At 46.5% G+C, this 14,151-nt stretch carries 12 protein-coding genes; 2 read left to right on the forward strand and 10 right to left on the reverse strand.

What is annotated here, in order from left to right:
- The first annotated feature begins 84 nt into the window (after positions 1-84).
- On the forward strand, positions 85-1,131 hold the full coding sequence (locus AC6CHU_RS15175) for a TRAP transporter substrate-binding protein (RefSeq protein ID WP_498122208.1): 1,047 nt from the start codon (positions 85-87) through the stop codon (positions 1,129-1,131).
- A gap of 86 nt (positions 1,132-1,217) precedes the next feature.
- On the opposite strand, the gene AC6CHU_RS15180 is transcribed toward AC6CHU_RS15175, so the two are convergent.
- From AC6CHU_RS15180 to AC6CHU_RS15190, 3 genes are all read right to left on the reverse strand, one after another.
- Positions 1,218-2,411: a class I SAM-dependent rRNA methyltransferase gene (locus AC6CHU_RS15180; RefSeq protein WP_498122210.1), complete on the reverse strand. Its 1,194-nt coding sequence runs from the start codon at positions 2,409-2,411 to the stop codon at positions 1,218-1,220.
- A gap of 107 nt (positions 2,412-2,518) precedes the next feature.
- On the reverse strand, positions 2,519-4,066 hold the full coding sequence (scpC, locus tag AC6CHU_RS15185; RefSeq protein WP_159862133.1) for a succinyl-CoA:acetate CoA-transferase ScpC: 1,548 nt from the start codon (positions 4,064-4,066) through the stop codon (positions 2,519-2,521).
- 132 nt (positions 4,067-4,198) lie between these two features.
- Entirely contained in the window at positions 4,199-4,843 is a 645-nt protein-coding gene (locus AC6CHU_RS15190) for a LytTR family DNA-binding domain-containing protein (RefSeq protein ID WP_159862134.1), read from the reverse strand.
- Between the two features lie 138 nt (positions 4,844-4,981).
- Between AC6CHU_RS15190 and cbpA the strand changes: the two genes are divergently transcribed.
- Positions 4,982-5,626: a cyclic di-AMP binding protein CbpA gene (gene cbpA / locus AC6CHU_RS15195; protein WP_159862135.1), complete on the forward strand. Its 645-nt coding sequence runs from the start codon at positions 4,982-4,984 to the stop codon at positions 5,624-5,626.
- A gap of 40 nt (positions 5,627-5,666) precedes the next feature.
- Here the strand turns inward: cbpA and AC6CHU_RS15200 are convergent, their stop codons facing one another.
- The 7 genes from AC6CHU_RS15200 to AC6CHU_RS15230 form a co-directional block, all read right to left on the reverse strand.
- Positions 5,667-6,122 (reverse strand): hypothetical protein, encoded by a 456-nt coding sequence (locus AC6CHU_RS15200; protein ID WP_159862136.1) that lies wholly within the window; start codon positions 6,120-6,122, stop codon positions 5,667-5,669.
- Positions 6,123-6,184: 62 nt separating this feature from the next.
- On the reverse strand, positions 6,185-7,393 hold the full coding sequence (gene lhgD / locus AC6CHU_RS15205; RefSeq protein ID WP_159862137.1) for an L-2-hydroxyglutarate dehydrogenase: 1,209 nt from the start codon (positions 7,391-7,393) through the stop codon (positions 6,185-6,187).
- An 18-nt stretch (positions 7,394-7,411) separates the two neighbouring features.
- A complete protein-coding gene (locus AC6CHU_RS15210; RefSeq protein WP_159862138.1) occupies positions 7,412-8,677 on the reverse strand; it encodes a (Fe-S)-binding protein in 1,266 nt (421 codons plus the stop codon).
- A complete protein-coding gene (locus tag AC6CHU_RS15215) occupies positions 8,670-10,085 on the reverse strand; it encodes an FAD-binding oxidoreductase (protein ID WP_498122213.1) in 1,416 nt (471 codons plus the stop codon). Before AC6CHU_RS15215 ends, AC6CHU_RS15210 begins: the two co-directional genes overlap by 8 nt.
- Positions 10,075-10,800 carry a FadR/GntR family transcriptional regulator gene (locus AC6CHU_RS15220; protein WP_159862140.1) on the reverse strand — a complete coding sequence of 242 codons (726 nt, stop codon included), beginning with the start codon at positions 10,798-10,800 and terminating at the stop codon, positions 10,075-10,077. The genes AC6CHU_RS15215 and AC6CHU_RS15220 overlap by 11 nt, the downstream gene beginning before the upstream one ends.
- Before the next feature lie 13 nt (positions 10,801-10,813).
- Entirely contained in the window at positions 10,814-12,778 is a 1,965-nt protein-coding gene (locus tag AC6CHU_RS15225; protein ID WP_159862435.1) for a TRAP transporter permease, read from the reverse strand.
- A gap of 13 nt (positions 12,779-12,791) precedes the next feature.
- Complete coding sequence (locus tag AC6CHU_RS15230) at positions 12,792-13,808, reverse strand: TAXI family TRAP transporter solute-binding subunit (RefSeq protein WP_159862141.1); 1,017 nt, start codon at positions 13,806-13,808, stop codon at positions 12,792-12,794.
- Between the last annotated feature and the right edge of the window lie 343 nt (positions 13,809-14,151).

Consider the following 14,151-nt stretch of genomic DNA (forward strand, 5'->3'; position numbering starts at 1 on the left):
ACAAGGGGTCCCTCCCTTCTGTCTTTACGGATAGAATTCTTGTAAGTATGATAACATTAATAGTTTTTAAAAAGGAGGATTCACATGAAAAGCTATGTTCTCCTTGCCGGTTCGGTTTTGCTGCTGGCTGCCTTTTTGGGCTATCGAAGCTTTTTTCCAGGGGAAGAGATTCCCTACGATGATGACCAGGAAGGGCTCAAGGAGCAAATTGTCTTTAAATTCAGCCATGTTGTGGCAGAAAATACGCCGAAGGGCCTTGCAGCTCAACGGTTTGCAAAGCTTGTCGCTGAAAAATCGGATGGCGGCATTAAAATAGAAGTCTTTCCAAACGGCAGTCTCTATTCTGATATTGAAGAAATCAATGCGTTAAAGGAGGGGCAGGTTCACTTTATTGCTCCCTCCACGTCCAAGCTTGGCATGCTTTCCCCGCAATGGGGTGTGCTCGACTTGCCGTTTGCTTTCCCTTCGCGCGAAGCGGCTCTGGAAGGCTTGAACGGGGATATCGGCAGGCAGCTGCTGAATTCTCTTCAAGGGGCCGGCCTTAAAGGACTCGCCCACTGGCCAAATGGATTTAAACAGATCACCTCGAATAGAGGGCCCATACAAAAGCCGGAGGATCTGAAAGGGCAATCCTTCCGAATCATGCAAAGTGATGTGCTATCGGCCCAATTCAGCCGCTTAAAGGCAAAGGCTGTCCAGGATTCCTTTAATTCTACTTACAAGCTGCTGGAAGAAGGTGAAGTGGATGGCGAAGAAAACACGATTTCCAACATCTACTCTAAGAAATTTTATAACCTGCAGCAGCACATGACAATCAGCAATCATGGATATCTTGGATATGCGGTGATGATGAGCAATAAGGTTTGGAATGAGCAGAGTGAGGAAACCAGGAAAATCCTGCTGGAGGCTATGGAAGAAACAACTGACTGGAACAGCCGGATGGCTTTTGACATGAACGAAGAACTGCTAGAGAAAATCAGGCAGAATTCTTCCATTCAGATTCATGAACTCACACCGGATGAAAAACAGCAATGGCAAGCCATGCTGGACCCGGTCTATGAAGACTTCTCACATGACATTGGGAAAAACCTGGTGAGAAAAATGAAAGAGCTGCGGGCAGAATACGAATGAAAAGGTGACAATGAAGAGATTGAAAAGGTGACAGGCACCTATACCAGTTCACTAAACTGGTATAGGTGCCTGTCACCCCTTTTTTGTTACAGCTTCTGTATAAATGCTACTTTAAGATAGTTTCCTTCTTTGAATTCCTTGATGGTGCGGAAGTCTTCCGGGAGGGTGAATTCCTCAAGGATTTTGTAGCGGTCCCCTGTCTGGGCGAACGCCTTTTTGATAAAGTCTTTGAATTTTTTCATGCTGAATGTGCTGCAGTTGGATGATGCCACAATGATTCCATCCTTTTCTGTGATCTGGATGGCCTGCGCGAGCAGCTCTGGGTAATCTTTTCTCGCACTGAATGTATGCTTTTTGGAACGGGCAAAGCTTGGAGGGTCCAGGATGACCATATCAAATTTCAGCTGCTTCCGCACTGCGTATTTAAAGTAATTGAACACATCTTCCACAATGATATCCTGTGCCTCATGATCAATGCCGTTAACGCTAAACATTTCAATCGTTTTGCTTTTGCTGCGGTTGGCAAGATCGACACTGGTTGTCTTCACGGCTCCCCCTAATGCGGCAGCCGCTGAGAAAGCGCCGGTATAAGAGAACGTGTTCAGAACCGTTTTTCCGGCGGCATACTTGTCCCTGATTGTCTTGCGGACATGCCTCTGATCAAGGAATACACCTACCATGGCACCATCATTCAGATAAATGGGGAATCTGATGCCATTCTCCTTCACGATCAGCGGAAAAGATGCTCGTTCTCCTTCTATAAAATCATCATCCTCGATATACGTGCCTTTTACAGCAAACCGTTTCTTTTCGTACAGTCCTTTAACATCAGCACTTTTCATCAATGCCTGAATCACTGTATCCCTGAATGAATAAATGCCTTCACTGTACCAGCTGATTACATAAAAGCCATTATAAAAATCAATCGTGATGCCTCCGATTCCGTCTCCTTCCCCATTGAACACCCGGAAAGCGGTTGTATCGGGATCATGGTACAAAGCTTCCCTCCTTTCCAGTGCTTCTTCGAATTTTTTCGCAAAAAATGCTTCATCGAAGGTTTCCTGAGGATTTCGGGAAAGAATCCAGCCTCTGCCTTTATTCTGCTTCCCATAATACCCTTTGCCGATAAACCGGCCGCTCTCATCAGTCAATTCAAAGACCGCACCCTCTTCGATGTTCTTCGGAATCCGCTGCACAGACTCCTCTGTCACAAGCGGATAACCTTCCCGAAAACTATTCCTATATCTAGGAGCCGCAATTAATTTGATAGCATTCCTCATAAATTCACCCAATCATTTTGTTAGTATAGCTATCATTGTAACATTAAAAGTGACAGGCACCTATACCAGTTCGGTGAAGTGGTATAGGTGCCTGTCACCATCTATTTTCAGCAGAAGCTCCACTGTGGAACAGCAGCAGCAGCTGAAGCTGACGCTGTTTCTTTCAGCATAGTTCCGTTTTGGGCGAAGTCTGTGTGCCAGGAGAGGGCCTTTTCCAGTATGTGCGGTGTCTGGCCGCCTCTTGTGAGGGCTTCGCGGTAGTAGTCGCGAAGCTGGTCACGGTAGAGCGGATGTGCGCAATTTTCGATGATCAGCTCGACGCGCTGCCTTGGAGCCAGCCCGCGCAGATCTGCATAGCCCTGTTCTGTGACGATTACATCGACATCATGCTCGGTATGGTCAACATGGGAGACGAATGGGACGATGCTTGAAATCTTGCCGTCCTTGGCAATGGATTTTGTCACGAAGATCGCCAGACGTGCATTTCTGGCAAAATCGCCTGATCCGCCGATCCCATTCATCATTTTTGTTCCAAGTACATGGGTGGAGTTCACGTTCCCATAAATATCGAGCTCCAGTGCGGTATTGATCGAAATCAAGCCGAGGCGGCGGATGATTTCAGGATGGTTGGATATCTCCTGCGGACGCATAATTAAGCGGTCCCTGTACCGGTCGAAGTCCGCAAAAACCTCTTTCATTTTTTCATCTGATAGAGTGATAGAACAGCAGGACGCAAAGTCCACCTTTCCGGCATCCATCAAGTCAAATACCGCATCCTGCAGCACTTCTGAATAGACTTCCAGATTCTCAAACTCAGAATCGAGCATTCCATGAAGCACGGCATTTGCCACAGACCCAATGCCCGACTGCAGAGGTGCCAGACTTTTCGTCAGCCTCCCTGCTGCAATTTCCCCGCGGAGAAACTGAAGCAGATGCTGAGCCATGATGGCGGTCTCTTCATCCGGCGGCACGATTGTCGAAGGAGAGTCCTGCTGGTTCGTGAACACGATTCCCCTCACCTTATCCAAATCCACTTTAATTCCCGGCGTGCCGATGCGGTCGTCAGCTTTCGTAAGCGGGATTGGATCCCGTTCTCCTTGCCTGCCAGGTTCATACAAATCATGCAGGCCTTCCAGCTGTGTGGATTGAGCCAGATTGATTTCGATGATGATATGTCTGGCGTTTTCCGCGAAAGACAGCGAGTTTCCGATTGAAGTAGACGGGATGATCAAGCCATCCTCCGTAATAGAAACCGCTTCCAAAATAGCGAAATCAATAGGATCCATGACATTGGCGCGCACAAGCTCTGCCGTGTGGGATAAATGCTGATCGATAAATAAGAAATCCCCCTGGTTAATGCTTTTTCTCATAGTTGGATCAGCCTGAAATGGAAGCCTCTTTCCCAAAATCCCCGCTTCCGCAAAAAGCTTATCCACATCAGATCCCAAAGATGCCCCAGTATACACATTCACTTTAAAGCTTTCATGTCTGGCCCGGTCAGCCAGTGCAAATGGTACCGCTTTCACATCACCCGCACGTGTAAAGCCGCTTAGCCCCAGAGTCATGCCATCCTGAATCCAGGATGCTGCTTCTTCTGGTGTAACTACCCTGTCATGCAGGCGGCTGTCGCGAATCCGGTCTAATTGTTTATCCATGTTGCTCCTCCCCTTTGCCATGGTATATATCATCATTTTACCCGGATAAAAAGGGAGCCAGGACTTTTTCGGTTATGTTACGGAATATTCGGATAAAACAGCAAATTACCAAGCTGAAACAGAAAGAATTTTCTAAAAACCAAGCAGTTTCCTGAAATAGCTGGAATAAGACTGGCTGACCGGCACCCGGTCCCCGTTTTTCATGACAAGGAGAAAGGTGGAATGCGAGTCAGGAAAGATCTCCTTTATTTGATTGACATTGACAATAAATGAACGATGGCAGCGGATGAAACTGTCCTTCGGCAGCGAATACTCAAAATCCTGAAGCGAATATTTGTGGGTGCCTGAATGGCCGCCGGTATGTACATATGTCTTCTTATCCTTTGCCTCAAGGTAAACAACCTCTGAAAAAGGAATAGGAATCCATCCATCATTTGTTTTCATCGTCACAACCGATTTTCCATCCGTTAAAGCCGGAGAAATAGCCGTTACACAGCCTTCAAGCTTCCCTTCATGCAAAAAAGGCACGGCCATGCCGTGATACGGAACACCAAAGACATCACGGTCAATAAACTCCGATACTCTTTGCTGTGTCCCTAATGCCTTATAGGTGATGGTTCCTTCCTTCACCCTGTCACCCGGCCTGATTTTTAAATCGATGCGCTTGCTCGGCCGGTAATAGATATATTCACTCTTATTGGAAACCGCAATGGAAATCTCATCGGAAAACAGCTCTCCAATTACATCCAGCAGCGATACAACTGTAATGCTTTCCACGTTTTCTCAGCACCTTTCATGATGATGGCTGTTTCCTATTCTACAAGTTTTCACAAGGGGTTTCACTTAATTTCTTATCATTGCCGAAAAGGCACCGGCATAGAATAGAGAAGGTTAGGGGTAAAGGAGGATGCTCGCATGCTGATTCGCCATCAGATGGTGGATAAAAAAGATGTTAAGTTTTGTGATGAGACCTTTAATTTGGAAAAGGCTCTGCAGTTTTTAAATCAAACCGGCTACCGCTGTGTCCCTATTCTGGATGCCACACATACAAGATTTGCAGGCAATATTTATAAGGTCGATATTTTAGAATATAAAGAGAATCATTCTTTGGATGAACCGATTACAGTTCTGGCTAAAGACCAGCAGACTGTAATAAATGAGGACGACTCTTTCATGAAGGCCTTTATCACGCTGAAGAGATATCCTTATCTCCCGGTTGAGAATGATCATGGCCAGTTTGTTGGGCTGCTGACACACGCAGCCGTACTTGAACTGCTGGAGGAAGCGTGGGGGCTGAACCGCGGCAGTTATACACTGACTGTGGGCAGCTATGGTACACAGGGTACCTTGAAGAAGATGACAGGCATAATCAGCAAGTACAGCGATATCCAGGGTGTTATCTCACTGGATTCATCCAACTTCCATGTCAGCTTGATCCGCCGTGTCCTTTTTACATTGCCGAAGCATACGACAGAAGAGACATTGGATAAAATCAAGAAAGAACTGGATGCAAATGGCTTCCGTGTGATCGGAGTCGAGTGTCATAATGGAGAATGCTGATTACAGATGAAAAGCCGTTCCATGATGGAGCGGCTTTTTTTTACCGGTTATTCCGGTGGAAGAATTCCTGGTACCCATATATAATCCAGGCATAAGAGGTGAAGAACAGGAAAATATGAATGGGCTTAAATTTTTCGAGCTTGTACAATTTAAACTTTTCATACAAGTAATTTAGCGGGTATGCAAACAGAAGATCCATGATTGCATTTACTGCCAGGTACTTCTTAAAACTGCCAAAAGTGAAATGGAAGATCCAGAGGGTCCCGATAAAAAATGGCCCCAGTATGAAGGTTAGATCATTAAGCAGCTTCTTGAAGTGCCCTCCTTCCACTGTCCACCATTTAAAAGGGATAGCCAGTGTGCTTAAAATAAACACTAAAATACCTGCAAAAACAGAAACTGTCGAGAATTTATTGAATGACTTTTTAGGCAGAAAAACGATTGTCATCCAGGGTATAACCAGATGCATCAGCCTTATCACAGTTGTGGCTTTCATTAAAAAATCCCCCTTCTTCCATATTATGGTTTAGGGGGATTTTAATTATTCTCCGATCTTTATTAAACAGCTGATTCCATCTTAAACGTTCCGTCCATCTTCCTGACGATCTCTTTTCCAATTTCTATGGATGCCGTCGCGGCCGGAGATGGGGCATTTAAGACATGAATGGAGCGTTTGCCGGGCACAATGAAAAAGTCATCGACTAAAGAGCCATCGTCCTTCAAGGCCTGCGCTCTGACACCGGCCGGTCCCGGAACAATATCATCCTTTTGGATATCCGGCATTAGCTTCTGGACATTTTTCATGAACAGCTCCTTGGATGCTGAGCGGACCATTTCATCCACTCCCTCTTTCATGTATTTCTTTGCAAGCTTCCAGAACCCTTTATAGGCCACAACCTCCATCAGATCTGCCACATTCAGGTCCGTCTTTTTGTATCCCTCGCGCTTAAAGCTAAGGACTGCATTGGGGCCAACATCGACCGTTCCATTAATCATACGGGTAAAATGGACTCCCAGGAAAGGAAAGTTAGGGTTAGGCACAGGATAAATCAGGTTTTTGACAAGCGAGCTTTTCTCCGGTTTGAGCATATAATACTCTCCCCTGAATGGCACGATCTTGACATCTGTTCTGAGTCCGGCAAGCTTTGCAATCCGGTCTGATTGAAGACCGCCGCAGTTTACGTAATAAGCTCCCCTAACCTCTTTCCTGCTGGTCTGAACGATTACTTCCTGAGCATTTTCATCAATCGCCAGAACTTTATGGTTCAGCAGAATGTCTCCGCCTTTTTCCGTAATGATCTCAGCCATTTTTTCGGAAACCTGCTTATAGTTAACAATGCCTGCCATTGGCACATGAATGGCCTTTTTTCCATTCACATGCGGCTCGATTTCATTCAGCTCCTCCTTGTCAATCATGCGGATTCCAAGGCCGTTGTCCAGTCCGCGCTGATATAAATTGTCGATGAGGGGGAGCTCGAAATCTTCGCTTGCAACAATAACCTTGCCGCAGATATCCACTTCAAGACCATGATTCCGGCAAAATTCTGTCATGGATTCGCTGCCTTTTTTAGCAAGTTTAGCTTTAAAGCTGCCAGGTTTATAATAAATACCAGAATGGATAACGCCGCTGTTATGGCCCGTCTGGTGGGCAGCCACATGGCTTTCCTTTTCCAGGATAGCCACTTTTGCAGACGGAAACCGGTTCAGCAGCTCCATTCCTGTTGACAGGCCGACAATGCCCCCGCCAATAATGATGTAATCATACATGATCCTCCACCCTTTCCCTTATTTATGATCAATCCCGCAGGCTTCTGCTAATAATTCAATAATATGAACAACACGGACCTTGCCTTCAAGCCCTTCCCGTTTGACCCCAAGGCACATCTGCAGATGGCATCCCGGGTTGGACGTGACGATGATGTCCGGGGAGATTTTTTGGACCTGTTCCATTTTGCTATCAAGGATTTCCATGGATTCTTCGTAGTGGACAATATTATAAATCCCCGCCGATCCGCAGCACATCTCTCCTTTCGGAAGCGGAACATATGTAATCCCTGGTATGCTTTCGAGGAGCTGGACGGGATCATCCGCCACCTTCTGCACATTCAGCAAATGGCAGGATGGCTGATAGGTCACAGCCCCTGATAGTTCCCGGCTGAAGCTGATTCCGAGTTTGTTCAGAATTACACTTACATCCTTATTCTTTTCCGCAAACACCCTGGCACGCTCTGCCCATTCCGGGTCATCAGCAAGAAGGTGATCATATTCAACAAGCATCGCACCGCAGCCGCCAATCGCATTAACGACAAAGTCAAAGCTCCCTTTTTCAAAGGCCGCGATATTTTCCTTCGCCAGCTTCCTGGATGTTCCCGAGTCACCGCTATGGTTTTGCAGTGCGCCGCAGCAGGTTTGTTCCTTGATTACCGTAACTTCGCAGCCCGCATGCTTCAGCAGCTTGATGCTGAGGTCATTGATTTTGGCAAAAAACACATCCATTATGCAGCCTGTAAAAAATGCGACACGGACTTTCAGCTTACGCCCCAGGCTATGGGTGCCTGCTCTCAGCTGTTTATTTGGCATTTCCACCGCCGGAGCAATTTCTTCAAAAGCACGCAGCTGTTCGGGAAGAATACTGAGCACCTTGCTTTTGCGGGCAAACGAATTCAAACCCGCTTGCTGATAGGCCCGAAGTGAAGCTCTCATGGCTGCCAGCAATTTTTTATTCGGCAAGGCCTTCTGCAGCGCCATGTTTTCCATGAATGGAGCTGGTGTTTCGTCCGCTTTTACTTCCTTAAATGACTCAAGAATTTTTCCATATTGCACATTGGTTGGACAGGCTGTTTCACAGGCACGGCAGCCGAGGCATAGCTCCATCGATTCGGTAATTTCATCAATGGTTATCTTCCCTTCGGCCGCCATTTGCACAAGATTAATCCTGCCCCGAGGCGAGTGCCTTTCCTTCCCCATAGTGGCGTATGTGGGACATGCCGGGAGACAATAACCGCACTGGACGCAATCGAATGTTTCTTTATAGGCAAGCTGGCTAGTCATGGATTAACACCAGCTTTTGTCCTTTTGTCTCGGGAAAAATTTTGCCCGGATTCATAATGTTATTCGGATCCCACGCTTTCTTCATTCGTTTCATCATGTCGAGTCCCGCTTCTCCCAGCTCCATCTCCATAAATGGCGCTTTCATGGTCCCGATTCCATGCTCGCCTGAGAGAGTTCCTCCCAATTCAATCGCTGCTGTGAAAATTTCTTCGACTGCTTTTTCTACGCATTTCATTTCTTCCTTATTTGTTTTATCGGTAATAATATTCGGATGCAGATTTCCGTCTCCAGCGTGACCGAATACAACTAAGTCAATTTCATATTTTGCTTTGATTTCCTGTAGCCTTCTGAACATTTCAGGAATCTTGCTTCTGGGAATGGTGGCATCTTCGGAAATTTTCGTCGGTTTTTTCCTGACGATAGCAGGTGAAACAAGTTTTCTCGCTTTCCATAGGTTTGCGGCAGATTCCCCGTCCCTGGCGATGATTGCTTCCCTGGCCCCAACTTCCAGGCATACCTGCTTCACCTGCTCGCTTTCATCTCTGATGGCGATTGGATGGCCATCAAGCTCAATCAGGATAATCGCATCTACATCTATCGGAAGCCCAATCGGCTGAAACTCTTCCACCGCCTGGATGGAAGCCTGGTCCATGATTTCCATTTTAGAAGGCAGGATGCCGGATGTGAGTACTGCGGAAATCGCTTTTCCTGCATCAATAATGTCATCAAATATGACCATCATGGTCTGAGTGGCCTGCGGTCTTGGAATCAGCTGGAGGGTCGCTTCTGTAATGATGCCGAGCGTCCCCTCAGAGCCAACGATCAGTTTTGTCAGATCATAGCCGGTGACGTTTTTGACCGTCCTGCCGCCTGTCCGGATAATGTCACCTTCTGGGGTGACAACCTCGAGTCCCAGCACATAATCTTTTGTTACTCCGTACTTTAAACCGCGCGGGCCTCCTGCATTTTCAGCAAGGTTCCCTCCGATTGTGGAAACATGGGAGCTGCTCGGGTCTGGGGGATACATCAGTCCATGCCGCTGCGCTTCCCGGTCAATATCGGCTGTAATGACACCTGGAGATACAATCGCAACGGTATCCTCCGGGTCGATGATCAGCTTCTCAGTCCACCTGGAAAAGTCAAGCACCATTCCGCCATGAACTGGAAGCGGGCCGCCACTCAGACTCGTTCCTCTGCCTCTTGGATAGACGGGGATTTTCATTTCATTTGCAAGCCTCACAATGCCTGCCACTTCCTCAGTCGAAACAGGCTGCAGAATGATCTCCGGAATATAGGCTCCAAATGAACCATCATATGAATAAGAGACCAGGTCTGCCCTTTCAAGCAAAATGCGCTTTTCTGAATCCATGATGCTTTTAAGCCGCTCAACAATCTGTTCAGTGATCACAAGGCACCTTCTTTCTTTCCCCTTCATTCACCTTCAATTTATTTGCCACATTCTCAAGATGCACCCGCATCGCTTTTGCTGCTCGTTCTTCATCCTGTTCTTTAATAGCTGCATAAATGCTTCTATGCTCCTGATATACCTGTTCGCGCTTTGCCGGAAGGCCTACATTCTTCTTGAGGGAAAAGGCAATGGCTTTTCGGTACAGATAATCTATATTTTCCATTACTTGTATCATGAAGCGATTTTTCGTTGCAGCAATCAGGTGTTTATGAAAAGTAACATCTGCCTGATCGCCAACCGCTTCAGGGTTGGTCAGCGTGATTTCAAATTGATCGAGCGCTTCCTTCATTTTTTCCAGGTCGTCCTCATCACGACGTAAGGCAGCAATTGCTGCTGCCTGTGTCTCCATAACCATCCGCATCTCCAATAGCTCAAAAACCTGTTCCACAGAAATGTATTCAATCGCTAACGATCCAAGCATGTCTGCCATATTAACTTCTTTGACGAAGCTGCGGCCGCCTTGCCTGGATTCGATAATTCCACTGGCAGATAACACGCTCAATGCTTCTCGAACAGGCGCACGGCTGACGCCAAACAGTTTGGCCAGTTCATTCTCGGATGGCATCGGCTTATTTGCCGTGAACCTGCCATCCTTTATCATTTCCTTCAGCTGATCCAGCACCTGGGCCGAGATTTTTTTTCGTTCGATTTTCATAGCTGTTAGCTCCTTATATGGTGATTTCGACTGAACTGCTTTTCTTGACTCTGATGATGTGGAATAAAATCGCGAACACACAAATACCGAGTCCGGCGATATCTGTAATCATGCCTGGTTTAATGAGCATTAAAGCTCCTGCAAACATCAGGACTCTCTCAACAATCACAAGCTTGGCATTCAGGTAGTTTCCAAGTGAACTTGCCAGGGCGTAAATGCCAAGTGTGCTTGTGATGACTACAAGCGCTACTGATAAAATAGATACCGTCTCCCCCTCTGCTGCCTGAAGGAGAATGATAGGATTATAGGCAATCATAAATGGAATGATAAAGCCCGGCAATGAAATTCTAAGCGCTTCCCATGACGTCTGCATCGCATTGGCCCCTGCCAGTCCCGCTGCGGTATAAGAAGCCAATGCCACCGGAGGCGTGATATTTGATAAAGCACCAAACCAGAACACAAAGAAGTGTGCGGCAATCGGATGAACGCCTGCTTCTACAAGCGCTGGAGCAGCTGTTACTGCAACCACGATATAAAGAGCTGTCGATGGAAGTCCCATACTTAAAACGATGCAAGTGATCATGACAACGATTAAAATCAGCCAAAGCTGTCCGCCCGTTAATTCGACAATATTATAAGCTAATGTTGATCCAATTCCCGTCATAGTAACAACGCAAATGATGATTCCGATGGCGGCACAGGCGATCCCGACTTGAATTGTCCCTCTTCCGCCTTCGATAAATGCCTCAATTGTTTTAGAAATGGTAATTCTTGATGATTTATCTTTTGCCAGCCAGCTCGCAATGATGACCGCGCCGATTCCGGCAAATCCGGCAAAAAGGGCTGTTTTCCCCATTAATAGTGTTGTGATAACAACGATAATCGGGATAAGGAGAACCCCTCGTTCCTTCAGAATTTTGATAACATCCGGGATATTTTCTTTGCTGATCCCTTTTAGTCCTTGTTTTTTCGCTTCAATATCAATGGCAAAGATCAAAGCGATATAGTAGAGAAAACTTGGAATGATTGCTGCCAGGATGACCGTCGTATAAGAGATTCCAAGGAACCCGGCCATGATGAAGGCCGCAGCCCCCATAATCGGCGGCATGATCATACCGCCAGTAGAAGCAGCTGCTTCTACTGCACCGGCAAACTTAGGCTTAAGTCCAATGGATTTCATCAGCGGAATGGTAAAAGCTCCTGTTGTCGCAACATTGGCAACTGCACTTCCGCTCAAAGACCCTGTCAGTGCACTGGAGATGACCGCAACCTGAGCCGGGCCTCCACGCTTTCTGCCTGCAATGGCAAGGGCGAGATCATTGAAAAGCTGGGTGGCGCCGCTGACAGAGAGGAATGCTCCAAACAGGACGAACATGACGATGAACGTGGATGCTGTTGAAAGCGTTAATCCGAGTACACCCTCAGTCGTCATATAAAGACGGTACAGAAGCCGTTCAAGTGAAAAGCCCGCATGCCCGAAGATCCACGGGAAGTATGTGCCAAACAAGGCATATACCATTGCGCCTCCGCACAGGATGGGGATAAAGATCCCAACTGCCCTTCTTGATGCTTCAAGGAGGACAATGATTGTAATTGCTCCAAAAATATAGTCAATCATTATCGGCTGGGAGCCCCGGTCCACATGAATCGTTGTATAATTCAGGAGCAGATAGCCAAGACCAGCAAGGGCAAGAGCCGCAAATAGGTAGTCAGGTAATGTAAACCTTTTTTGATTGGAAGATTTGCCGGCAGGGTAGTACAAAAAAGTCATTACCAGCAGAATACCCAGGAAAATCAGGTTTCTGTATATCTCTTGAATATTGGATAATCCATTGGAATAAATGGCAAAAACAGAAAACAGTACAGCAATGGCGGCAGCAGCCTTTTTGTATGGCCCCTCAAGCAGGCGCATACCTCCGCCTGCTTCTTTATCCAGATCAGCGGGCTGTACAATGGGTTCGCTTGTTGATTTTGTCATCATGTTCCCTCCTTTATTTCGCTTCCGGCGGTATTAGATTTTCAGGTATATCAAGACCAGCTTCTTTAAAATATCTGTAGGCTCCGGCATGCAAAGGCACGGATACACCATCAAGGGCGGTTTCAAGAGTCATTTCCTTGGCAGAGCTATGAACCTCATACATTTCATCCAAATTTTCATAGAGGGTTTTGGTTAATGTATAGATCGTTTCCTCATCCATTTCCTTCGTTGTGGATAAAAGGTTTGGCTGTGCAATGGTGTTGATATCTTCGTCAATGCGAGGATATGTCCCGCCAGGAATGACATAGCGGTACCAGCTGTCAGATACTGCATTAATGGCATCCAGCTGCTCATCGGTTACTTCCAAAATCGAAGCTTTTACATTACTTGCATACATATCCGTCACTGCAGAAATCGGGATCCCCGCAGGCAGTGAACCTCCATCCAGTCTTCCGTCACGCATCGCGGAAACTGTGTCACTGTAGCCAAGATACTCAGGAGAAATATCTTTTTTCGTAAGACCGAGGCCTTCCATCATCACGACTGTGGATTGCTCCGTACCGCTTGCCTGCGGCCCTACAGAGAATCGCGTTCCTTTTATATCGTCGATCGTCCCGCTTTTGATATCATTGTTCATCAGCACAAAATGCTCCACATTCGGCCATAGCATCGAGATCGTTCGGAGATCCTCATAGCGTTTCCCTTCAAAGGAATCGTCCCCTGCATAGGCTTGTGAAGAAATTAACCCCTGCAGGATAGCTAGCTGCGCTTCCCCTTCACGAAGCAGTTCAATATTTTCAATAGAGCCGGCTGAAGACTGACCGCTCGCCTGAATTTTTTCATCCTTTAAATGGCTGCTCCAAATATTAGCCATTCCAACCCCTATCGGGTAATATGTACCTCCAGTTGATGCAGTCGCAACAGAAACGAACTTTTTATCCTCGTTTTCGGCTGCAGTCCGTACGCCAACAATGACAATGAAAACCAGTGTCAGAACCGATATGATAATCTTCCACTTTCTCTTAATCATAAAATCCTCCCTTTCCTGCTGAATGTTGAATGTAAGCGTTTTTAAGTTACTTGTATTACAAGTATACAAGATTACTTGTTTTGAATTCAAATAAAATTCTGACTTTTCATTATGTTTAGTGAAAATGAATGCCGAATGCCTTGGGAATACTGGGATTTCTGAAATAAAATAGGAAATTCTACCTTAAGATCGGTCTATTAACCTAGGTTGGCTGGGGGTCGTGCCTTTTTTGTTTAAAGCGTTACGGGGTTCGGACTCTGGGGGAGCGATTTTGACTTTCTCTGTCCGAAGTTGACCAAGGTTCGGACTCTAGCAACGTGATTTCCGCTTATTCTGTCCGAAG

The organism is Cytobacillus sp. GQ23, assembly GCF_059758675.1.

Bases quoted from the DNA above. Each gene is read 5' to 3' on its own strand.
- AC6CHU_RS15175 (WP_498122208.1), top strand. From the start codon at position 85: ATGAAAAGCTATGTTCTCCTTGCCGGTTCGGTTTTGCTGCTGGCTGCC.
- AC6CHU_RS15180 (WP_498122210.1), bottom strand. From the start codon at position 2,411: ATGAGGAATGCTATCAAATTAATTGCGGCTCCTAGATATAGGAATAGT.
- scpC (WP_159862133.1), bottom strand. From the start codon at position 4,066: ATGGATAAACAATTAGACCGGATTCGCGACAGCCGCCTGCATGACAGG.
- cbpA (WP_159862135.1), top strand. From the start codon at position 4,982: ATGCTGATTCGCCATCAGATGGTGGATAAAAAAGATGTTAAGTTTTGT.
- AC6CHU_RS15200 (WP_159862136.1), bottom strand. From the start codon at position 6,122: ATGAAAGCCACAACTGTGATAAGGCTGATGCATCTGGTTATACCCTGG.
- lhgD (WP_159862137.1), bottom strand. From the start codon at position 7,393: ATGTATGATTACATCATTATTGGCGGGGGCATTGTCGGCCTGTCAACA.
- AC6CHU_RS15210 (WP_159862138.1), bottom strand. From the start codon at position 8,677: ATGACTAGCCAGCTTGCCTATAAAGAAACATTCGATTGCGTCCAGTGC.
- AC6CHU_RS15220 (WP_159862140.1), bottom strand. From the start codon at position 10,800: ATGAAAATCGAACGAAAAAAAATCTCGGCCCAGGTGCTGGATCAGCTG.
- AC6CHU_RS15225 (WP_159862435.1), bottom strand. From the start codon at position 12,778: ATGACAAAATCAACAAGCGAACCCATTGTACAGCCCGCTGATCTGGAT.
- AC6CHU_RS15230 (WP_159862141.1), bottom strand. From the start codon at position 13,808: ATGATTAAGAGAAAGTGGAAGATTATCATATCGGTTCTGACACTGGTT.